We start from the raw sequence: 18,995 nt of genomic DNA, 5'->3' as shown, positions 1-18,995 counted from the left end.
TCGACCTGACGGTCCACGACGGCGTCGCCTACCTCGCCCACTGGGACGCCGGGACGTGGGCAGTCGACGTGAGCGACCCGACCGCACCCGAACTCCGTGCGAAGGTGCGCGGTCGCGACCCGGAAGCGTTCCTCGAGATGACGCGGGCCGAGCGCCGGCAGGAGTTCAGCGAGCCGCCGGGAAACGACCACTTCGTCGCAGTCGACGGGACCGGGGACCTGCTCGGCGTCGGCGGTGAATCCTGGGACGTGACTCCCGACGGCGAGGGGGGCGGTCCGAGTCCCATCACCCTCTACGACGTGTCCGACCTCGACGACCCGCGGGAACTGGCCGTCATCGACCCGCCGCCGACCCCGGACCCGACGCTGGGTGGCGTCTGGACCACCTCGCACAACTTCGAGTTCCGTGGCGACCGGCTCTACACCTCCTGGTACGAGGGCGGCGTCCGGGTGTACGACGTGCGCGACCCGGCAGAGCCCGAACTCCTGGCGCGCTGGCGCGATAGCGACGACACGAGTTTCTGGACCGCACGGGTCGCCGTCGAGGGCGAGTTCTTCATCGCGACGAGCCACCGTGACGGCCCACGGGCCGCCGAGGGGAGCAGCTTCGACCGTGCCGCCCTCTACACGTTCCCCGACCCGCCGAGCGACGCCGCGCCGCTGTCGGCGACCCCGAGCCCTGGGACCCCGACGGGGACGGCCACCGACACCCCCACGACGACGCCATCGCCGACGCGGAGTCCCACGGCGACGACCGGGGAGTCGACCGCGACCGACGGCCAGTCGGGCTTCGGCCCCCTGGCGGCGCTCGGGGGGGTGGGGCTGGGTGCATGGCGGTTGCTTCGGGAGAGGGGAACAGAAGATTAATGCCGGCCACATAATGGGATTATTTCCCCGTTTTCCACTCAACTCCGGATATTACACGACTCGTTTCGACCGCATGATAGTCGGCCATCAGATCCGAACTGGACCTCCCGACGCATCGCGTGGGGGTGCCATCGGTCGTCCGTACTGCATCCGCGCGAGCGGAGCGAGCGCGAGGACCCCCGAGCCGGCAAGAACGCCGCTCAGAGTGCGTTCTCCACCGCCGTCGCGACGTTGCGGGCCTTCCGCGCGAGCGCCTCGCTGACGTGGCCCCGGTCGACTGCCGTGTCGAGTTCGTCGTCGTCGACGCGCCGGACGGTGCCGTCGGCCTCCTTCACGACGTCGACGTGGAGGTCGACGTAGCGGGCGGCGTCGGGGAACAGCTCGACGGGCGTGCAGACGTTGACGTAGGTACCCCGACGACTGCCGTCGTCGGCGCGGTAGACCGTCGGGTACCACCAGCGGCCCTCCTTCAGCGTGGTGACCGCCACGTCGCCGGCCTGTCGCTCGGCACTGAGCGCGTCGTAGGTGCCGCCGGGGCTCATCTCCCGGCGGAGGGTGACCGAACCCCCGGGGTCGTAGTCGGTCACCTCCCCCCGACCGAGCGAGATGAGGCGGCCGTCGGGCTTCCCGTGGTGGAGCGCGAGCCGGTCGCCCTCCCGGGGGCCGAACTGGCGGGTGACGGCGGCGAAGGGAAAGGGGTCCTCGGGCTCGGAGCGGCTGGCGGCTTCCCCGCCGGCCGTTCGTTCGCCGGTCCCACCGGCGAACCGGTCACCCGCGACGGCCTCGGCGAAGTCGACGGCGGCGCTGGCGGCCCCGGCAGTGGCCTTCGTCCGGTGGTGGCCGGGCATCGTCGTGGTGACGCCGCGCCGATGCTCGTCCAGCTCGAAGCGGGACTCGCGGCCGAACCAGCACCAGGCGGTCGCCCCGATGGTCGCGAGGAGGCCGGGCGCCTCGTCCGGGTCGGGGTCGGTCGCAGTCGCCAGCGTCTCGACGCGGGCGACGCCACGTGAGAGCGCCGCCTCCAGTGCGTCGAGGTCGGCGTCGTCGGCGCCGCGGTCCCAGCGGGGCGCCCAACCCTCGGGGACCTCGACGGGGAGCAGCTCCGCCATCCGGGCAGCCTCGCCGGTGCCGCCGGTGCCGCCGCGGCGGAGTTCGACGAGGCCCGCGTCGACGACCAGTCCGGTACCGAGCTCCGGGCGGTCGTCGTCCCACGGCGGGCGTGGGTCACGGACCTGTACCCGGAGGACGTCGCCCTCCTCGACGTAGTCGTCGCTGTTCGCGTAGGGGAGATAGCCCGACGCCGGGCCGCAGTCGACGACGGCACCCCCGCCGGCGTCGTCCATGACGACCCCCTGGCAGACGGCGCCCGCGGGGAGCGTGGCGTGCCATGCGAGGGTGTCACGGCTGATGCCGGCGAGCCGTTCGCGGAGGCGGGCGACCGCCCACGGCGCGCCGGAGATGCCGACACCCTGGCGCTCCCCGGTCGTCGTGACCGTCGCGTCGGCGGGCGCGACGGGGAACGTCGCACCGGACTGGCCGGCGGCTTCGCCACCGGCTGTTCGCTCATCGGGGTCACCGGCGAACCGGTCACGGATGGGCTCGGACGCCTGCACCACGCGCGTCGGGACGCCGTCGGTCGTCGAGTCGTGCAGGAGCGCCGTCAGCGCCGTCGTGTAGATACCCCGAACCCGGACGGAGAGCGCCTCGGCGTCGGCGGGAACCGCCGGCGGCCCGTCGCCCGCATCGTCGCTCATTCCAGTGCCTCGCGGGTCGGTGCGAACCGGACGCGACCGTTGACCGTCGGTCCCAGCGTGAGTTCGACGACGTCCTCGGTGAGCATCCGGCCGTCCTCGACGGGGACGCCCCAGGAGTCGAACCGGAGCCAGCCCCGCAGGTCCGCGGCGTGGGTGTAGGTGTCCAGCCAGCGGATCTCGTGCTCGGGCAGATCCGCGGCGGAGTGGGCCTGGTCCATCGTGGAGTAGACGACGTCGTGGGTCTCGAAGAAGGATTCCAGGTCGGCGGCCGCGGTCTCGACGGCGTCGGCCACCCGTGCCGAGGCCGTCTGCAGGTCGTCGGTCGTGAGGCCGACCTCGCGGAGCGCCGCCTGCTCGCGGGGGTCGAAATGCATACCGTCCGTTCGGCGGGCGGACCTCAAAAGGGTCCGGTGTCCGGCCTGGCGGGCGGAAGCGTTAGGTCCGGCCCCCGAGTACGCGGTGTCGAATGGGAGACCGCGACCCGATCGAGGCGCGAAGCGACGGCACACGGGACCTCTACGACATCTCGACCTGGGAGCCACGCTCCGCGATCGACAGCCTCGCGGTCAGGGTCTACCGGGGGATCATCACGACGACGCGGGCCGTCGTCATCCTGCTGGCAGCGCTCATCCTGTTGAGCCAGTTCCTGCTCGGCAGCATCGGCGCCACCTTCGCGCGGGACCCCTACTCCGTCGGGCTGGTGGTGCTCTCGGTGGTCCCGGCGCTGGGGCTGGTCGCGTACGTCTACGTCGCCGACATCACCACCTCCGAACCGCTGGAACTCCTCGTCGGGACGTTCGTCCTCGGGGTGCTGTTCGCGGGGTTCGCCGCCATCCTCAACTCGGTGTTGAGCCCGGTCGTCCGCGGCGGGCCATCCATGCTGGGGCCGCTCGGGGCGCTCGTCGGGACCGTCCTCTTCTTCTACCTCGTCGTCGGCCCGGTCGAGGAGTCCGTGAAGCTGCTGGCCGTGCGGCTCTACCCCTTTCGCGACGCCTCCTTCGACGCCGTCATCGACGGCGCGGTATACGGCGCGGCCGCGGGCCTGGGCTTCGCCACCATCGAGAACGCCCTCTACATCACCCGCAACCTCGGCACCGGCGGGAACGAACTCGCGCTCGGGGCCGCGCTCGGGTCGGCGGGCCTGGGCTGGGTCGCGACCGGGCTCGCAGGGCTCCCGGTGGCCCAGACCGGCGGGAGCGGCATCATCGGCATCGTGGAGTCGGGCGGGCGCATCACCGCGCTCCGGGCGCTCGCGGGGCCCGGCCACGTCATCTACTCCGCCTTCGCCGGCTACTACCTCGGGCTCGCGAAGTTCAACCGCGACCGGGCCGGCCCGATCGTCGTCAAGGGCCTCATCATCGCCGCGACCATCCACGCCACCTACAACGTGCTCGTCGGCATCGTCCCCGTGCTCGTCAGCGTCGCCGCGAGCCAGTTCCTCGGGGTCACCGTCCCGCAGCTGGTCGCCTTCTTCGCGTTCGTTCTCGTCTACGACGGGGTCTTCGGCTACGCGCTGCTCCGGAAGTTCGCCAACTACCGGACGGCATATCGGGACGTCCACGGTCCCGGCGACGACGAGGACGGGGCGTCGTTCGTTCCGGAGTCGACGGAGTTCGACCCGTAGCGGGGGGCCGAACGCTTACTATACCGCTGGTCGAACGCCGGGTATGGTCCGTGCGTTCATCATGACGAGGGTCGAGACCGGGCACGCCGAGGGCGTGCTCGCCGAGGTGTCCGGCTTCGAGCGTGTCACGGAGGCGAAGGTCGTCGCCGGCGACTTCGACCTGGTCGTCGAGGCCGAGGGTGAGGAGGTGTACGACGTCCTCCACTCGGCGTCGAACGCCATCCGCGGGCTCACCCACGTGGTCGACACGAAGACGTACGTCTGTCTGGAGTAGCCCCGGCCCACCCGAACGGCCGTCACCTCACGGGTCGTCCGCGCGACCATACCGACATGGCGGAGGGCTGACCGGTCGCCGAACTGGCAGCGGAGTGCGTTGGTCACGCGAGCGACCGGGACCCGGACGCGATGGCCCGCGAGGACTGAACCACAGCGGGCGAAGCCCGCGAGGACGTCGTCGAGGAGTCCGCCGCCCTCGACACGCTCCACGGGCGCTGCGGGAGTCCTTCGAGGGGCCGCTCACCGCCGTCTCGGGTCCGGCGTTCGCGGTCGAGACCATCCACGAGGTCGACCGGGGGACGGCCACCGGCCAGTGGCGCCTCGCCGGCGCCGTCGAGGCCAGCCTGGGGCATCGGGGCGACCGGCGAACCGCTCGACGGCCGCGGCATCGACGTCATGGAGTTCGAGGACGGCCGCCTCGCGCACAACACCGTCTACGACGGGCCGACCGCCCGACAGGTCGGGCTGCTCGCCGGGGAGGACTCGCTGCCCGACCGCGCGCTCGTGGCCGGGGTCGGCGGGGTCACCGAGCCGCGGACGGAGCCGCTTGACTGCCCCCTACCGCCACACCGTTCCGGGTGCCGTGTGTCCTGCCTCCGTGTTGAGGTTTAACAACACCCCACTCCTATAGGGGTACGTATTCGATGCTCAGTAGCGACCGCTTGACATCAGCGCGGACCGCGGGCTACGTCGTCGCCGTGACGTTGGCACTCGTCTCCGCGACGGTGTTCGGACCGGTGGTGTGGAACGCTGCTTCGTCCTCGACGAACCCGACCGTCGCGGTCATCACGCTGGAGGGACCCACCAACGACCAGAACGTCAACCGGGTCACCCGACAGCTCCGCGAGGCGAGGCAGAACGATTCGGTGGCGGCGGTCGTCCTCCGCCTGGACAGCCCCGGCGGCCCGGCATCCGCGAGTTCCGAGTTCTACCTCGCGGTCAACCGGACCGCCAGTCAGCTCCCCGTCGTCGCGTACGTCAGGGGGCTCGCGGCCTCCGGTGGCTACTACGGTATCGCGCCGGCCGATAGCATCGTCGTGAAGTCCGGGTCCACGGTCGGCAGCATCGGGACCGTCGTCCAGGTCCCCTCGTCGGCGGTCGAGTCGGCCGGGCAGCGGTCGGACACCTTCATCCGGACCGGCCCCGACAAGGCACAGATCTCCCTCGATGGGCTCCGGGAGCGGCTACAGATACTGCAGGCGGGCTTCGTCGGGACGGTCATGCAGCACCGTGGTGACGAGCTCTCGCTCTCGCGGACGGAGGTCGCCAACGGGCGGGCCTATCTCGGCGCTACGGCGGTCCGGAACGGGTTCGCCGACGAGATCGGTGACCTCGGTACCGCCATCGAGCGTGCCGCGACCCTCGCCGACGACATCGAGGGCGACGACTACGCGGTCGACTACCGCGAGGCCCGGCCGACCCAGCTCTCGCTGTCCATCGGCGATAGCCGCGTCACCCGCGTCGAGGGGGACGTCGTCTACGTCGCCACCGAGGGGGAGGCGAACGCCCTCCCCGACGGGTTCGTCCGGCCCGTCCGCTACTGGATGGTCTGGGGCGTCCCGGCGGCTCCCCCGGACGACCCCGCAGCGGGGGCGGGCGGGAACACCAGTACGGCGACGGCCACGCCGACGCCCGGGGGTCAGGGCTGATGTCCGAGGGCCGCATCGCGAAGCCGCTGGCCGTCTACGTCCTCCTGGTGGTCGGTCTGCTCCTCGCCGTCGGCCTCGTGGGCGCCCTCACGGGCACCGGCGCGACCGACGGCCAGCAGGTCCAGGGGCAGTCGCCGGCGCAGTACCAGCCCGACGCCGTGCTGAGTGAGGTCGATCCGGAGAGCGGCACCATCGAGGTGGCGGGCGCGGATGAGGTCGGGGGCCAGAAGCGCGTCCTCATCGACACCCAGCACGACAACGAGTTCTCGCGGACCGACCTCGGACCGGCCGTCGACGCACTGTTCGCCGCGGGGCACTCGGTCACCTTCGCCGAGGACACCGGGGACGGTGATGTCGACTACGAGGAGTCACTGGACGAGTACGACGCCCTGCTGGTCATCCAGCCGACGGATCGGTTCACCCCCGAGGAGCGCCGGGCCGTCCGCAACTTCACTGACGACGGCGGCCGCCTGGTCGTCCTCGCCGAACCCCCGCAGGTGGAGGTCCGGGGACCGTTCGGCACCCCGAGGGTCACCGTCTTCCGCGCGACCAACCTCACGGGGGGCTACGGGGTCCGTATCGGTGCCGAACAGCTCTACAACACCGACGACGACGCCAACGACAACAACTTCCGCAGCTTCTACGCGAGACCCGCCGACGACAGTCGCCTCACCAACGGCGCCGACGCCGTGACGTACGATATCGGCGGCTACGTCGTCGTGCAGTCGGGGAGCAACCTCACCGGGCGCCTGCCCGCGGCCGAGGGCACCCGGGGGCTGGAGACCCGGCGCCCGGTCACGCCCCCGACCGTCGCCAGCGGCGATAACGTCACCGTCGTCGCCGACGCGTCGTTCGTCGAACCCGACGAGGTGTACGACGCCGACAACGAGGTGTTCGTCGGCAACCTGCTCTCGTTCATGATCCGGGGGCAGTCACCCGCCGAACTGAACGCGACGGCGACCCCCACGCTGACCCCGTCGCCCACGTCGACACCGACGCCGACGTCGACCGCCACGGTGACGTCGGGCGGGGGCAACAGTAGTTCGATGGCGGCCCCGGAGGCACGGGCGCCGACGGGGTGACCGCGGCCCCGTCGCTCATCGGTCCGGTTCGGCGTCCACGCCCCTCGCCTCGGGTTCGGGGAGGTCGGCCTCCGTCGGCTCGGTCGCACCGCCACCCGGCGTCTCGCGGTCGATGACGGCCTCCTTCCAGGTTCCCCGCGTGAACCAGAGTCCGGCGGCGAGCGCGCCGAGGATGTGGCCAGTGGTCATACCGACCCAGATGCCGGTCGCGCCCATGCCGAGCAGGAACGCGAAGCCGTACACCATCGGCACCCGGCCGACCCAGAGCGCGACCAGCGAGAACCCCAGCGCAGTCCGGGTGTTCCCGGCGCCCCGATAGGCGCCCAGCAGCACCTGGAAGACGCCGATGAAGGCGAACTCCACCGCCCGGATGCGGAGGTAATCCGTCGCGAGACCGATGGTCTCGGTCGCGGTCGCCGTCCCGGTGGTCATGAAGACGCTCACGACGGGGCGGGCGGCGACCAGCGCGACGACGCCGACCCCGATCATGACGGCGGCCGCGGCCCCGGCGGCGAGGCCGACGGCCCGCTCGGCGCGGTCGGGCTTGCCGGCGCCCAGGTTCTGCCCGACCATCGTGTTCGTCGCGCGGCCGAGTCCCATCGCCGGGAGGAAGACCAGCGAGATGAGCCGGTTGCCCAGCCCGTAGGCCGCGACGACCGGCGGGCCGAAGGCGGCGACCATCCCCGTGAGCGCGACCATCGCGAGCGCGGTGGTCGACTGCTCCAGCGCCGCGGGCGTGCCGATGCCGACGATCTCGCGGACCCGCTCGTACCGCAGCCGGAGATGCCGGAGCAGCACGTCGGGACCCCGGGTCGTCCGGAACAGGACGTAGAGGCCGACCACCGTCGCCAGCCCCCGGGAGATAACCGTCGCGTAGGCGGCGCCGGTGACGCCCAGGGCGGGCGCGCCGAACCAGCCGAAGATGAGCACCGGGTCGATGGCGACGTTCAGCCCGACCGATAGCGCCATCACGACCATCGGCGTCCGGGTGTCCCCGTAGCCGCGCATCAGCGCCGAGAACAGGAAGAAGCCGAACAGGAACGGCGTCCCGAGGAAGAACACGCGCATGTAGTCGGCCGCGTGCGGGACCACGTCTCGGGCGGTCGCGGCGTCCGCGGGGAGCAGGCCCAGTAGCGGTGTCACGCCGAGGTAGCCCAGCGCACCGAGACCGGTCGCCAGCAGTGTGACGAAGGCGAGCGTCTGGCCCGCGACCTGGCCGGCACCGTCGCTGCCGCGGGTCCGCTCGGCCCCGTCGCCGTCGGATTCGGCCCCGGTGTGCTGGGCGACCAGCGTCGACCCGGCGACGGTGAAGCCGCCGCCGACCGAGAGCACGAAGAAGACCAGGGGGAAGGCGAGGCTCAGCGCCCCGACGGCCTCGGCCGAGAGCCGCCCCAGCCACAGCGTGTCGGCGAGATTGTAGGTGACCTGCAGCAGTTGGGTGACGACGATGGGCCAGGCCAGGCCGAACAGCGGGCGCGCCAGGCTCCCCTCCGTGATACTGTCCTCCGCAGGCTGCACCAGCGGAAGGAAACGGCCCCCGGTTTTGTGTCTGTTCCTTCATCGACAGCGTACCGTATCGGCACTACTGACCGCAGCGGACCCGCGGGCCCGAGTGCCCCGTTTTCCCTCCGAAACCCGGATCCTTGCGACGATTCCGACCGGTTATCGCTCTACCCCGACCGTATCCGAGATATCGCTCGCGAGCGTCGGAGAGTGAGCGTTAACACGCCGGCCGCCCGAGCCCGGTCATGAGCGACCCCGATGACCGCCCGACACAGGTGGGGAGCGACGCGGGCGACGGCGACCGCCCGCCGACGGCGTTCGTCCCGGCGCACGTGACCGGCTTCTTCACCGCGGAGCCGGCCAACGACCCCACGAAGGCCGGCTCGACCGGCGCCGGACTGGCGCTCTCGGACGGCGTCACCGTCCGGGTGGAGCCGGCGACGCCGGGCACCTACGAGGTGCTGCTGGACCGGGAGCCGATGGACATCGAGGCACCGAAGCGCGTGCTGCAGGCGCTCCGGGTCGACGGCGCGCGGGTCTACGCCCGGTCGGAGGTGCCGCTGGCGTCCGGGTTCGGCGTCAGCGGTGCGCTCGCGCTCGGGACCGCGCTCTGTGCAAACGCGGTCTTCGACGGCGAGCTCTCGGAGAACGAGCTCGTCACGGTCGCCCACGGCGCCGAGGTCCAGGCCGGGACGGGACTGGGTGACGTGGTGGCGCAGGCTCGTGGGGGCGTCCCGGTCCGGCTGGAGCCCGGCGCGCCCGCGGAGGGCGTCATGGACGGCATCCCCGCGCGGTCACGCGTCGAGTACGTCACGCTGGGCGAGCTCTCGACCGCCGAGGTGCTGTCGGGCGATACCGAGGAGCTGACCCACGCCGGCGAGCGCGCGCTGTCGGCGCTGGTGCAGGAGCCGACGCTACCGCGGTTCGTCCGCGCCTCCCGGCGGTTCGCCCGAGAGGCGGGCCTGCTCACCGACCGCGTCCGGGACGTCGTCCTCGACGTGAGCGAGGCCGACGGCAGCGGGGCGATGGCGATGCTCGGCGAGACCGTGTTCGCGCTCGGGACGGGGCTCTCCGACGCCGGCCACGACCCCTCGGTCTGCCGGGTCCACCCGACGGGCGCGCACCTGACGCTGGACGGCTGGTAGCGCGGGCGACGGGAAGGCGATACGCTGAAACGACGGCCGCCCGTCGGTGAGCGCGTGCCCGAGGCCGACGACCCGACCGTCATCGACACCCTCGCCATCACCGCCGAGGACCTGATAGCGGCGCTGGAGGCGAACGCCCGCCGGGACGCGGGCGCGGTGCTCCGCGTGACGCCACCGTTCAGCGGCCGGATGCGCGCGCGACTCCACCTCGCCGGGGCGGAGGGCGGCTACGACGACACCCCGCGCCCGATCCATATCCCCCCTCAGCGGTTGCTGGCCGACGACGCGCCGGCCTTCCCCTCCGTCGACGCGACCGAGGACGACCTCCGGTCGAACCCCGAGACGGAGTACACGCCCGAGCGGCACCGGGAGCGACACGAGGGCCGCGTCGAGACGTGGCGCGACGCCGTCCGCGACCACGTGGGCGAGGCGGCGACCATCGAGACCGACGGCGGCGCGGTGGCGGTGACCGTCACCCTGCTTGGCTGACGCGCGGTCGCGGCCCCGTCGTGGGCGTGTCCGGGGCGACCCCAGCGTACCGGTCGGCTATCTACCTGGACGTGCAGTTCGGTAGATGCGCGAAATCACCTCAGATCGCTCGATAAAACGTCTCATGGGTTCTGCATCGCTCGTAAAACGTCCGGCGGGTGCCTTGAGAACGGAGTGAAACGTCCGAAACGAATCGAAGGCTCTGTCGGTTATATGTCGATACGGGGGTATGAAATGGACAGAGACGATGTCCACGAACAGTCCCTCGCTGTGGCCTATCAGCGAGTCCCCCGCCCACATCGCTGATGCCCTCCTCGGTTCCGCTCGCACCGTTGCCGAACACCTCCGCCCCCTCCTGCAGGCGACCGCGTTCTGGTCCGCTGTCGCCATGCCGTTCCTCTACGTCCCGCTACTGGTCGGCGGGCTCGCGGACGGCGAGGCGGTGACGTTCATCGGCCTCCTGTTCCTGAACGTGGTCGCGCTGGTGCTCGGCCACGGCCACCGCAGCGGCGACGTCGAGGACGACGCCGACGCGGCCGGGCAGTAAGCCGGTGCCGGCGAGCAGTCCGACGACGGTATCCAGCGCCGCGACGGTCCCCTCGGGGCCGGCCGTGAACGCGACCCCGTCCCCACAGCCATGCCGGGGGCGGCGCGGACGGCCACTCGAACCGACACCCGGGAGTCGGACCGCCCGACGATTGATTACCACCGCGAGCCACGGCGGAGTCGTGAGTGACGTTCCCGACCGCGTCGACTGCCTCCAGTTCCCCAGCGACGACGCCGGCGAGGTCCGCCTCGTTCCCGTCGGGACGGGCGAGCGCATCGTCGCGGCCCACCGCGAGGAGGTCCGGCGGCGGCGCCGCGTGGGTGCCATCGCCGTCGTCGTCGCGACGCTGCTGACGGCCGCTGGCGCGGTGCTGCTGGTCGGTCCCACCGTCGAGGCGGCCGCCGGGACCGCGCTGGTGGCGCTGGTCCTCGGGGCCGCGGCCCGCCGTGGCGGGCGGATCCCCCTGCCGGAACTCGTCGCGTCCGACCTCCCCCTCGCCGAGGCCCGCGACCGGTACGAGGTGGTGGCGGCGACGGACGACCCCATCTCGGACGGGTCGGACGGACCGGGGCCCGCCGCGTGACCCCGCAGTTTGGCAACGTGTCTCAGTTTCAGGGAAGCGTTTAGTCACTCCCGACAGGACGAGTGGGTATGCCAGGTCCCGCGTTCCGCCGCGGCGAGACCGTCGCCCTCCACCCGGCGAACGAGGAGGACATCGGCTTCCTCCACGAGCACGCCAACGACCCCGAGATCAGGTGGGGCCTGACGACGGCGTTCCCGCGGACACGTACGGAAACCGAGGAGCGACACGAACAGTACGCCGACGACGACTCCGGCGTCGGGCTGTTGGTCGTCCCGCGCGACGACGACGAGCCCGTCGGGAGGGTCGTCGGGTTCGGCATCGACCCGACACACGGCACCGCCGAACTCGCCGCCTGGGTCGACCCCGACTACCACGGCCGGGGGTACGCCTCGGAGGCGACGGCGCTGCTGATCGACCACCTGTTCGCCGAGCGCCGCCTCCACAGGCTCGTCGCGCGGGCTATCGTCCCGGACGAGCCCAGCCGCGCGGTACTGGAGGGGCTGGGCTTCCACGAGGAGGGCGTCCAGCCCGCCGAGAAGTACGTCGACGGCGAGCATGTCGGCGTGGTACGCTACGCGATGCTGGCCCGGGAGTGGGACGGCGTCGAGGCCGCCCTGGGAGGTGAGGCCTGATGCCCGGTCCCGTCTTCCGCCGTGGTGAGCGTGTGGCCCTGCACACGCTCGAGCGTGAGGACCTCGACCTCGTCGCGCGGCTCCGCAACGACCCGGAGCTTCGCTGGGGGCTGTGCCCCGCCACCCCCGAGAGCGACGTGACCATCGAACGCTGGTTCGAGGACCGCGTGGCCGAGACGGACGCGAGCGACGAGGGCGCGCAGTTCGTCGTCGTCCCACGCGGGGACCCGGACGTGGCGGCGGGCTACGCCTCGCTGTTCGACGTCCAGCGCCCCGCCGGCCACGGCGAGATCGCGGTCACCATCGCGCCCGAGCATCAGGACCACGGCCACGTCACCGACGCGGTCCGCGAACTGGTCGCCTACGGCATCGAGGAACTCCGGTTGAACAAGATCCGGGGACGCGCGCTGGCCACCGACGGGCGCTGGCGCGCGGCGCTGGAGGACGTCGGGTTCCGGCTCGGCGAGACCCGCCGCGAGGCCAGGCGCGTCGACGGCGAGCACGTCGACGTGGTGTCGTACTCGCTGCTCGCGGACGACTGGTTCGACCGCGAGGACACGGTTCGAGGGCTTCCCGGGCGACCGCCGGGCGCGACCGCCGCCGAACGCGGCCTCGACGACCCGGACAGCGGCGCGGTGGACGGGGGTGAGCGGTGATGCCCGGCCCCGTCTTCCGCGCGACCGACGACAGGACGGTGACGCTGCGGCCCCGCCAGGCGGAGGACCACGAGTTCGTCCGCGACGTGACGAACCGACCGGACGTGCGCCGGCTGCTTCGCAGCGTCTCGCCGAAGAACCAGCAGGCCGTTGCGGACGGCTACGAGGAGCACGCGGAGGGCGACGACGGCGTGAACTTCTGCATCTGCGCGCCTGAGGACCCGGTCGGGCACGTCGGGATGTGGCGCATCGACCACGTCAACGCGACCGCCTGGCTGGGTGCCTGGATCGACCCCGACCACCACGGCGAGGGGTACGCCCCCCGCGGCACCGCGCTCGCCGTCGACTACGCCTTCGAGGAGCTCGACCTCCACCGGCTCAACACCGCCGTCTTCGAGCCGAACCGGCCCTCACAGCGCGTGATGGAGAAGCTCGGGTTCACCCGCGAGGGCGTCCAGCGCGAGGCGATGTTCATCGAGGGCGACTGGTACGACACCTTCCAGTACGGGCTGCTCCGGCGCGAGTGGGACGGCTACGACGGGTGAGGCCGGAAATCTCAGCCCGCGGGAGCGCGGCGTCGGCGGGCTAAACGCAGGCCGCCGTCGCCCGGGTCAGGTCACGCTCGACAGCACGAAGAGGAGGGCGACGACGCCGGCGACGGCGGTGGCCGCGTCACCGGAGACGCCGCGCTGGTGCAGGAGGCCGAACCGCCAGATGACCGCGCCCCAGAGCGTCGCAAGGGCGCCCAGCATGGTCCCGACGAGTTCGACGTCGCGGACCTGCGCCAGCGCCGGCTGCCGGAGCGTCTCGGGGGACTGCTCGGGCGAGACGGTGAGCGGGTCGAAGGTGACCGCGAGCGCCGCGACGGTGAGGGCGCCCGCGAGGACCGCCGGTGCCAGCCCCCAGACGGCGACGGCCAGCGACCGGCCGAAGCCGCCCTCGCCGCCGGCGAGCGCCGAGCCGCCGTGGAGTCCCCCGGCGGTCACCAGCACGATGATGGGGATTCCGATGGCGGTCTGGCCCGCGACCGAGCCGATGGCGTCCCAGAGGACCCGGTCCACGTCCTGCTCGACCGTCGCGGGTTCGGTACAGCCGCTCGGCGTGTCGCCGTCACAGAAAACGTCACCGGGATACTCGGGGTTGCTCGTCTCGACGGTGCCGTCGATGTTGGCCGCGAACACCAGTCCGAAGCCGATGACGACCGTCACCGTCGCCAGCGTGACGAGCGCGGTGACGGCGAGCCCGCGACCGAGGGTGGCGGTCCGGTCGTCGAAGTAGCTGTCCGGGCGGAGGAGGGGCGTCCGTGGCGGGGACATGGGTTCGGGCACGTTCGTGGTTGAGATAAGTCCCCTGAGCGCGTATACAGCGCCGGGGGGCCCGGCGCACCCGACCGCTTCATTTGTCCGGCGCGCCCACGGATGGGTATGCTCAGACTCGGGGTCGCGACGGAAGCCGAGACGCTCGCACGGGTCCGCGAGCCACTGGCCGAACGTGGTATCGAAGCGGTCCACCTGCCGACGGCCGAGCGGACGGTCGACCTCACGGCGCCCGACGCGGCGTTCCCCGACGTGGACGTGGGGTTCGTCTACCCGCCGCGGCTGGCGGAGGGCGGCGTCGCCGACGCGCTGCTGGACGTGCCCTGGGTGAACGGCCGGGAGGCCGTCCTTCGCTCCCGGCACAAGGGGGAGACGCTGGCGCGACTCGGCCGGGTGGGCGTCCCGACGCCGGACTCGGTGGTCGTCTCGAACCCGGCCGACGAGGCGGCGCTGGAGGACGCCCTCGACCGGGTGGGGCTGCCGGCCGTCGTCAAGCCGAACTCGGCGACCCGCGGTATCGGGGTCGCACGGGTCGGCGACGCCGACTCCCTGCTCGGCGTCACCGACTACCTCGACCTGCTCCACGAGTTCCCCGCGACCGGCGACCGCTCGTTCCTCGTGCAGGCCCTGGTCCCCGACGCCCACGACTTCCGGGTGATGTGCGTCGAGGGCGAGTACGTCGGCGCGGTCGAGCGGCGACTCCCCGAGGCGGCCCGGGCGGCCGGGCGCTGGAAGCACAACGTCCACCGGGGCGCCGAGGCGACCGGCGTCGACCTGCCTGCGCCGCTCCGGGACCTGGCCGAGCGCGCCGCCCGGGCGCTCGAGGTGCCCTGGCTCGGCGTCGACCTGCTGGTGCCCGGAGGTGACGGGGCGGAGGACCTCGCGGTCGAGCGGGCCGTCGTCAACGAGACGAACGCCCGGCCGACGGTGGACGCGGCGACGAAGTACGAGTCGGGGTTCTACGACCGCCTCGCGGCGCTGGTGCGGGGGGCCGCCGAGCGGTAGTCGGGGGGGCTCAGTCGCCCCCGGGCGGGTCGCTGTCGAGCCCCTCGACCTCGAACCGAGCGCCGCCCCACCGGCTCTCGGTCGCGGTCAGCGACCAGCCGTGAGCCTCCGCGATGTCGCGGGCGATGGCGAGGCCGAACCCGCGGCCGTCACTGCTGGTGCTGTAACCGGGCTCGAACACCCGGTCGCGCTCGTCGAGCGGGACGCCCGGGCCGTCATCCGCGACGACGAGGCGGTCCCCGTCGACGAGCGCGACGCGGGCCGCCTGCTCGGCGTGCGCCACCGCGTTGTCGAGCAGGTTCTCCACCAACTGGACCAGCCGGGCCTCGTCGGCGCGGACCGCCCGGTCGGTCGCCTCGACGGTCACCTCGACGTCCTCGGAGCCGACGCCCGTCAGGGCGCGCTGGACGACGGCCGACAGGTCGACAGGTTCGGGGTCGGCCACGACGCGGCCCTGTTCGGCGAGGTCCAGCAGGTCGTCGATGAGCCGATCCATCCGGTCCAGGGCGTCGGCCGCCTGGTCGACCAGTTCCGGCTCCTCGCGGCCGGTCTCCCGGTACAGGTCGAGGCTCCCGTCAGCGACCGACAGTGGGTTCTTCAGGTCGTGACTGACGGCGCTCGTGAACGCCTCCAGCCGCTCGTTCTTGCGTTCGAGTTCGCGCTCGCGGGCCTTCCGCTCGGTGATATCCCGTCCCTCGGGGATGAGCAAGGTCACCTCGCCGTCGTCGTCGGTGACGGGCTTCAGCGAGAAGTCGATGATGGCGGGGCCGTCGGTGCCATCGATCTCCATCTCGAACCGGACGAACTCGCCGTCGCGGGCGCGCTCGACGGCGTCATAGACCCGGTCGCGGTTCCGCTCGGTGATCCACGGCGCCTCGGCGAGATGCACACCGACGACCTCGGACGGGGGGACACCGACGAACTCCAGGGCGGGGTCGTTGGCCCGGACGAGCGTGCCGTCGGGCTCCATCAGGCCGGTGAGCTGGAACGTGTTGTTGAAGACGGCCTCGAACTCGCGCTCGCGCTCGCGGCGGCCCCTGATGTCGCGCCCGATACCGACCAGCCCGAGCTCGGTGCCGTCCTCGGCCACCAGCGGCGCACCCGTGAACTCGTGGGGAACCCGCTCACCCGACGTCGTCTCGAACGCGCTCTCGACGGTGACGTGCTCGCCGTCCTCGACGACGGCGGCGATGCTGTCGGCGATACGCCCAGTCTCGTCGTCCGGGACGAACTCCAGCGGGTGCATGTCCGCGATCTCGGCGTCCGTGTAACCGGTCGTCGCCGCGAACCGGTCGTTCCAGCGGAGCAGGTCGCCCGTCCGGTCGAAGGCGTACAGCGCGTCCGGCAGGCCGGCGAGGACGCTCTCCGTGAACGCCCGCTCCTCACGGAGCTCCGCCTCCCGGCGCTTGCGCTCGGTCACGTCACGGAAGTAGACCGAGAGGCCATCACGCGCCGGGAACGCCCGGATCTCCAGCCACGAATCCAGCGGGTCGGCGAACACCTCGACCGTCTCCGACTCCTGGACCTCAAGCGCCCGACGGCAGGCCGTCACCGTCTTCGAGTCCTCGATGGTCGGGAACGCGTCCAGCAGGGGTGTCCCCCGCAGCACGTCGGGGTCGGCGTCCAGCAGGTCGGCCGCCTGGTCGTTGACGTAGGTGAACCGGAGGTCGCGGTCGAAGGCGACGAACGCGTCGGTGATGCGCTCGAACACCTGCCGCACGCGCTGGGCGGAGCGCTCGGCCTGCTGCTCCGCACGGCGCTGGTCGACCGCGTTCTCGATGCGGTTGACCAGCACCGTGAACCGGTCGCCGCGGGTACCCTTCTGGAGGTAGTCGGTGACCCCCGCCGAGATGGCCTCGCTGGCGATCTCCTCGCTCCCCTTCCCCGTGAACAGGACGAACGGCAGGTCAGGATAGCGCCCTCGGACCCGTTCCAGGAACTCCAGCCCGGTCATCCCGGGCATGTCGTAGTCACTCACGACGCAGTCGAAGGCCGGGGGGCCCCCGGTCGCGGCGACCGACTCCAGCTCACGGTCCGCCTCGCTCCGGACGCCCCCGTCGGTGGCCGCGCCCCTGGCGAGCAGCGACAGCGCGCGCTCCGGGTCCGTGGCGGTGGTCGGTTCGATGTCCTCGTTCTCCCGCTCCAGCCAGCTCCGGGTGAGGTTCAGGAACGCCTCGTCGTCATCGAGATGGAGGACCTCGATGCCGTCACCGTCCGAGCGCACCCCCTGTCCCCTCGGCTGCATGTCCTCGTAACCACGGGGTCGCGCCTCTTGAAGATTGTTCGTTCATCCGGAGGTGCGGCCGGGAGCCGTCAGTCGACGTGGATGCCGGTGCCGCTGTTCCCGTCGACACAGTCGAGGGTGATCTCGAGAACGCCGTTGTTGAACATCGCCTCCGCGGAGTGCTCGTCGACCCGGGCCGGGAGCTCGATCCGCTCGCGGTACTCGTAACGGTCGGTGTCGGCACCGACGATGACATCGTGGCCATCGCACTGCACGTCGATGGTCTCCTTCTCGACTCCCGGGAGGTCACCGACCACCCGGACCACGTCGTCCATGCGGTCGACCCGGAAGTGGACATCGTCGCCGAAGCCCGAGTCGGCACCACCCATCATCCGCTCGATCTCGCGGAAGAAGTCAGAGACATCCGAGAACGGGTCGTCGTCGCGGTCGTCGCGGCGCATTACACTCTAAAGTAGGGCGGCGCCGTGCAAAAGGCTTCGCACCCTGACAAACGATGACACGGGTTCCGGCCATCGGCAGCGGGCGCCGGCGCCGCCCGTTCGAACCGAGCCACACCGCCGGGCGCGGGGGCCGGATTACAGCCCCATCCCCATCGTCTCGTCCGTCCGCTCGCGGGATTCGCCGGCGTCGGCGGTCCCCAGCACCGCCCGGATGGCATCGACGTTCTCCGGCACGACGTCGGACTCCTGATGGATGGCCTGGAACAGGTAGAGGTCGTCGTCCTCGACGCTCACGGACTCGGTCCAGACGCAGTTCTCCCAGAGGTCACCGCGGGGGCGGCCCCGGTCCAGCGCGTACTCCTTCAGCTTGCCCGCACCGTCGATATCGTGCCGGGACTGGATCATGAACGTCCGGTCCTCCTCGGCGAGTAGCTCCCGCACCTCGTCGGCGCTCGGCATCCCGTCGGCATCGGGGTCGAGCTGGACGTTGACCGAGTGGGTGTGCATCAGCGTCGCGGGCACCTTCAGCCCCAGCGTGTCGATGCTGAGGTCCGGGAAGATGGTGTTCACGTCCGGGCCGTGGTGGCTCGGGAGTGCCACCGGGTTCGGGAGGATGTCGTTGATGGGCCCGCGGTCGGTCTGGCCGGGGTCGCCCCCCCGGCGGACCAGCGTCACGCGGGCCTTCTCCACGCCGTAGGCCTCCTCCAGCGGCGCGAACAGCCGCGACAGCCCGGTCGTGTTGCAGGAGACCACCCGGACGTGGTCGGCCCCCTCCGCGTCGGCGTAGTTCGCCCGCGCGTTGAACGACGTGTCCACGAGGTCCGCGTCCTCGCCGCCCTGGTAGAGCGCCGGCGTGTCGTGCGCCTCGTAGAGTGGTCTGTTCTCCGCGCCGATACCCGAGGGGCAGGCGTCGACGACGATGTCGGCCGCGTCGACGAGTTCGTCGACCGTGCCCGCGAGCTCGATGCCGGCCGCGTCGAACAGCTCGATGCGGTCCTCGACCGCCGCGTACAGCGGATAGCCGTTCTCGGCGGCCAGCTCCGCCTCGTGGTTCGGGCTCGTCTTGGCCACGCCGACCAGCTCCATGTCCGGCTGCAGCGTGACCGCGTCCGCCACGCGCTTGCCGATGGTGCCGTAGCCGTTGACCGCCACCTGAATCATGCTTCGTCGTGGTGTGTGCCCG

21 protein-coding genes are annotated in these 18,995 nt (G+C 71.8%); 14 read left to right on the top strand and 7 right to left on the bottom strand.

Going from position 1 to position 18,995, the window contains the following annotated elements:
• The coding region (locus DP107_RS19860; RefSeq protein WP_394348528.1) for an LVIVD repeat-containing protein at window positions 1–866 on the top strand (866 nt) is incomplete at its 5' end.
• A 200-nt stretch (window positions 867–1,066) separates the two neighbouring features.
• On the opposite strand, the gene DP107_RS05400 is transcribed toward DP107_RS19860, so the two are convergent.
• The gene (locus tag DP107_RS05400; protein ID WP_144261123.1) at window positions 1,067–2,620 is read right to left on the bottom strand and encodes a DUF402 domain-containing protein; all 1,554 of its coding nucleotides are present in this window, start codon (window positions 2,618–2,620) and stop codon (window positions 1,067–1,069) included.
• Window positions 2,617–2,994, bottom strand: a complete 378-nt coding sequence (locus DP107_RS05395) for a DUF7532 family protein (protein ID WP_144261122.1) — start codon at window positions 2,992–2,994, stop codon at window positions 2,617–2,619. Before DP107_RS05395 ends, DP107_RS05400 begins: the two co-directional genes overlap by 4 nt.
• A gap of 92 nt (window positions 2,995–3,086) precedes the next feature.
• On the opposite strand from DP107_RS05395, the gene DP107_RS05390 reads away from it, so the two are divergent.
• The 5 genes from DP107_RS05390 to DP107_RS05370 all read left to right on the top strand — a co-directional run bounded on the left by DP107_RS05390 (window position 3,087) and on the right by DP107_RS05370 (window position 7,251).
• Complete coding sequence (locus DP107_RS05390; protein WP_144261121.1) at window positions 3,087–4,244, top strand: PrsW family intramembrane metalloprotease; 1,158 nt, start codon at window positions 3,087–3,089, stop codon at window positions 4,242–4,244.
• A 43-nt stretch (window positions 4,245–4,287) separates the two neighbouring features.
• Entirely contained in the window at window positions 4,288–4,518 is a 231-nt protein-coding gene (locus tag DP107_RS05385; RefSeq protein ID WP_144261120.1) for an Lrp/AsnC ligand binding domain-containing protein, read from the top strand.
• A 398-nt stretch (window positions 4,519–4,916) separates the two neighbouring features.
• Window positions 4,917–5,132, top strand: a complete 216-nt coding sequence (locus tag DP107_RS05380) for a hypothetical protein (RefSeq protein WP_144261119.1) — start codon at window positions 4,917–4,919, stop codon at window positions 5,130–5,132.
• Window positions 5,133–5,164: 32 nt separating this feature from the next.
• Window positions 5,165–6,169, top strand: coding sequence for a S49 family peptidase (locus DP107_RS05375; RefSeq protein ID WP_144261118.1), 1,005 nt, complete (start codon window positions 5,165–5,167; stop codon window positions 6,167–6,169).
• Window positions 6,169–7,251, top strand: coding sequence for a DUF4350 domain-containing protein (locus tag DP107_RS05370; RefSeq protein WP_144261117.1), 1,083 nt, complete (start codon window positions 6,169–6,171; stop codon window positions 7,249–7,251). The genes DP107_RS05375 and DP107_RS05370 overlap by 1 nt, the downstream gene beginning before the upstream one ends.
• 15 nt (window positions 7,252–7,266) lie before the next feature.
• Here DP107_RS05370 and DP107_RS05365 read toward each other — a convergent pair whose 3' ends face one another.
• The gene (locus DP107_RS05365) at window positions 7,267–8,769 is read right to left on the bottom strand and encodes an MATE family efflux transporter (protein WP_238330781.1); all 1,503 of its coding nucleotides are present in this window, start codon (window positions 8,767–8,769) and stop codon (window positions 7,267–7,269) included.
• Between the two features lie 230 nt (window positions 8,770–8,999).
• On the opposite strand from DP107_RS05365, the gene DP107_RS05360 reads away from it, so the two are divergent.
• The 7 genes from DP107_RS05360 (at window position 9,000) to DP107_RS05330 (ending at window position 13,351) form a co-directional block, all read left to right on the top strand.
• The gene (locus tag DP107_RS05360) at window positions 9,000–9,899 is read left to right on the top strand and encodes a pantoate kinase (protein WP_144261116.1); all 900 of its coding nucleotides are present in this window, start codon (window positions 9,000–9,002) and stop codon (window positions 9,897–9,899) included.
• Window positions 9,900–9,953: 54 nt separating this feature from the next.
• Window positions 9,954–10,388: a hypothetical protein gene (locus DP107_RS05355; RefSeq protein ID WP_144261115.1), complete on the top strand. Its 435-nt coding sequence runs from the start codon at window positions 9,954–9,956 to the stop codon at window positions 10,386–10,388.
• Between the two features lie 229 nt (window positions 10,389–10,617).
• Entirely contained in the window at window positions 10,618–10,935 is a 318-nt protein-coding gene (locus DP107_RS05350; RefSeq protein ID WP_144261114.1) for a hypothetical protein, read from the top strand.
• Between the two features lie 181 nt (window positions 10,936–11,116).
• Window positions 11,117–11,518, top strand: coding sequence for a hypothetical protein (locus DP107_RS05345; RefSeq protein ID WP_144261113.1), 402 nt, complete (start codon window positions 11,117–11,119; stop codon window positions 11,516–11,518).
• A 68-nt stretch (window positions 11,519–11,586) separates the two neighbouring features.
• A complete protein-coding gene (locus tag DP107_RS05340) occupies window positions 11,587–12,150 on the top strand; it encodes a GNAT family N-acetyltransferase (RefSeq protein ID WP_144261112.1) in 564 nt (187 codons plus the stop codon).
• Entirely contained in the window at window positions 12,150–12,806 is a 657-nt protein-coding gene (locus DP107_RS05335) for a GNAT family N-acetyltransferase (protein ID WP_144261111.1), read from the top strand. Before DP107_RS05340 ends, DP107_RS05335 begins: the two co-directional genes overlap by 1 nt.
• On the top strand, window positions 12,806–13,351 hold the full coding sequence (locus DP107_RS05330) for a GNAT family N-acetyltransferase (RefSeq protein ID WP_144261110.1): 546 nt from the start codon (window positions 12,806–12,808) through the stop codon (window positions 13,349–13,351). Before DP107_RS05335 ends, DP107_RS05330 begins: the two co-directional genes overlap by 1 nt.
• Before the next feature lie 66 nt (window positions 13,352–13,417).
• On the opposite strand, the gene DP107_RS05325 is transcribed toward DP107_RS05330, so the two are convergent.
• Complete coding sequence (locus DP107_RS05325; RefSeq protein WP_144261109.1) at window positions 13,418–14,122, bottom strand: Yip1 family protein; 705 nt, start codon at window positions 14,120–14,122, stop codon at window positions 13,418–13,420.
• A gap of 108 nt (window positions 14,123–14,230) precedes the next feature.
• Between DP107_RS05325 and DP107_RS05320 the strand changes: the two genes are divergently transcribed.
• Complete coding sequence (locus DP107_RS05320; protein ID WP_144261108.1) at window positions 14,231–15,127, top strand: ATP-grasp domain-containing protein; 897 nt, start codon at window positions 14,231–14,233, stop codon at window positions 15,125–15,127.
• 10 nt (window positions 15,128–15,137) lie between these two features.
• On the opposite strand, the gene DP107_RS05315 is transcribed toward DP107_RS05320, so the two are convergent.
• The 3 genes from DP107_RS05315 to DP107_RS05305 all read right to left on the bottom strand — a co-directional run bounded on the left by DP107_RS05315 (window position 15,138) and on the right by DP107_RS05305 (window position 18,973).
• Window positions 15,138–17,372 (bottom strand): PAS domain-containing protein, encoded by a 2,235-nt coding sequence (locus DP107_RS05315; protein ID WP_144261107.1) that lies wholly within the window; start codon window positions 17,370–17,372, stop codon window positions 15,138–15,140.
• A 68-nt stretch (window positions 17,373–17,440) separates the two neighbouring features.
• Window positions 17,441–17,812: an Hsp20/alpha crystallin family protein gene (locus DP107_RS05310; protein WP_144261106.1), complete on the bottom strand. Its 372-nt coding sequence runs from the start codon at window positions 17,810–17,812 to the stop codon at window positions 17,441–17,443.
• A gap of 135 nt (window positions 17,813–17,947) precedes the next feature.
• A complete protein-coding gene (locus DP107_RS05305) occupies window positions 17,948–18,973 on the bottom strand; it encodes a type II glyceraldehyde-3-phosphate dehydrogenase (RefSeq protein ID WP_144261105.1) in 1,026 nt (341 codons plus the stop codon).
• Window positions 18,974–18,995: the final 22 nt, after the last annotated feature.

Source organism: Haloglomus irregulare (genome assembly GCF_007421925.1).
Taxonomy (GTDB): domain Archaea; phylum Halobacteriota; class Halobacteria; order Halobacteriales; family Haloarculaceae; genus Haloglomus; species Haloglomus irregulare.
Note: the sequence above shows the minus strand (reverse complement) of the source record. Positions and strands in the feature narration are given on the sequence as shown.

What these genes read in the sequence shown, in the direction of transcription:
- DP107_RS05325 (WP_144261109.1), bottom strand. Translation starts at nt 14,122, where the DNA reads ATGTCCCCGCCACGGACGCCCCTCCTCCGCCCGGACAGCTACTTCGAC.
- DP107_RS05370 (WP_144261117.1), top strand. Translation starts at nt 6,169, where the DNA reads ATGTCCGAGGGCCGCATCGCGAAGCCGCTGGCCGTCTACGTCCTCCTG.
- DP107_RS05360 (WP_144261116.1), top strand. Translation starts at nt 9,000, where the DNA reads ATGAGCGACCCCGATGACCGCCCGACACAGGTGGGGAGCGACGCGGGC.
- DP107_RS05385 (WP_144261120.1), top strand. Translation starts at nt 4,288, where the DNA reads ATGGTCCGTGCGTTCATCATGACGAGGGTCGAGACCGGGCACGCCGAG.
- DP107_RS05330 (WP_144261110.1), top strand. Translation starts at nt 12,806, where the DNA reads ATGCCCGGCCCCGTCTTCCGCGCGACCGACGACAGGACGGTGACGCTG.
- DP107_RS05390 (WP_144261121.1), top strand. Translation starts at nt 3,087, where the DNA reads ATGGGAGACCGCGACCCGATCGAGGCGCGAAGCGACGGCACACGGGAC.
- DP107_RS05395 (WP_144261122.1), bottom strand. Translation starts at nt 2,994, where the DNA reads ATGCATTTCGACCCCCGCGAGCAGGCGGCGCTCCGCGAGGTCGGCCTC.
- DP107_RS05380 (WP_144261119.1), top strand. Translation starts at nt 4,917, where the DNA reads ATGGAGTTCGAGGACGGCCGCCTCGCGCACAACACCGTCTACGACGGG.
- DP107_RS05320 (WP_144261108.1), top strand. Translation starts at nt 14,231, where the DNA reads ATGCTCAGACTCGGGGTCGCGACGGAAGCCGAGACGCTCGCACGGGTC.
- DP107_RS05315 (WP_144261107.1), bottom strand. Translation starts at nt 17,372, where the DNA reads ATGCAGCCGAGGGGACAGGGGGTGCGCTCGGACGGTGACGGCATCGAG.
- DP107_RS05400 (WP_144261123.1), bottom strand. Translation starts at nt 2,620, where the DNA reads ATGAGCGACGATGCGGGCGACGGGCCGCCGGCGGTTCCCGCCGACGCC.
- DP107_RS05340 (WP_144261112.1), top strand. Translation starts at nt 11,587, where the DNA reads ATGCCAGGTCCCGCGTTCCGCCGCGGCGAGACCGTCGCCCTCCACCCG.
- DP107_RS05375 (WP_144261118.1), top strand. Translation starts at nt 5,165, where the DNA reads ATGCTCAGTAGCGACCGCTTGACATCAGCGCGGACCGCGGGCTACGTC.
- DP107_RS05350 (WP_144261114.1), top strand. Translation starts at nt 10,618, where the DNA reads ATGAAATGGACAGAGACGATGTCCACGAACAGTCCCTCGCTGTGGCCT.
- DP107_RS05305 (WP_144261105.1), bottom strand. Translation starts at nt 18,973, where the DNA reads ATGATTCAGGTGGCGGTCAACGGCTACGGCACCATCGGCAAGCGCGTG.
- DP107_RS05310 (WP_144261106.1), bottom strand. Translation starts at nt 17,812, where the DNA reads ATGCGCCGCGACGACCGCGACGACGACCCGTTCTCGGATGTCTCTGAC.
- DP107_RS05335 (WP_144261111.1), top strand. Translation starts at nt 12,150, where the DNA reads ATGCCCGGTCCCGTCTTCCGCCGTGGTGAGCGTGTGGCCCTGCACACG.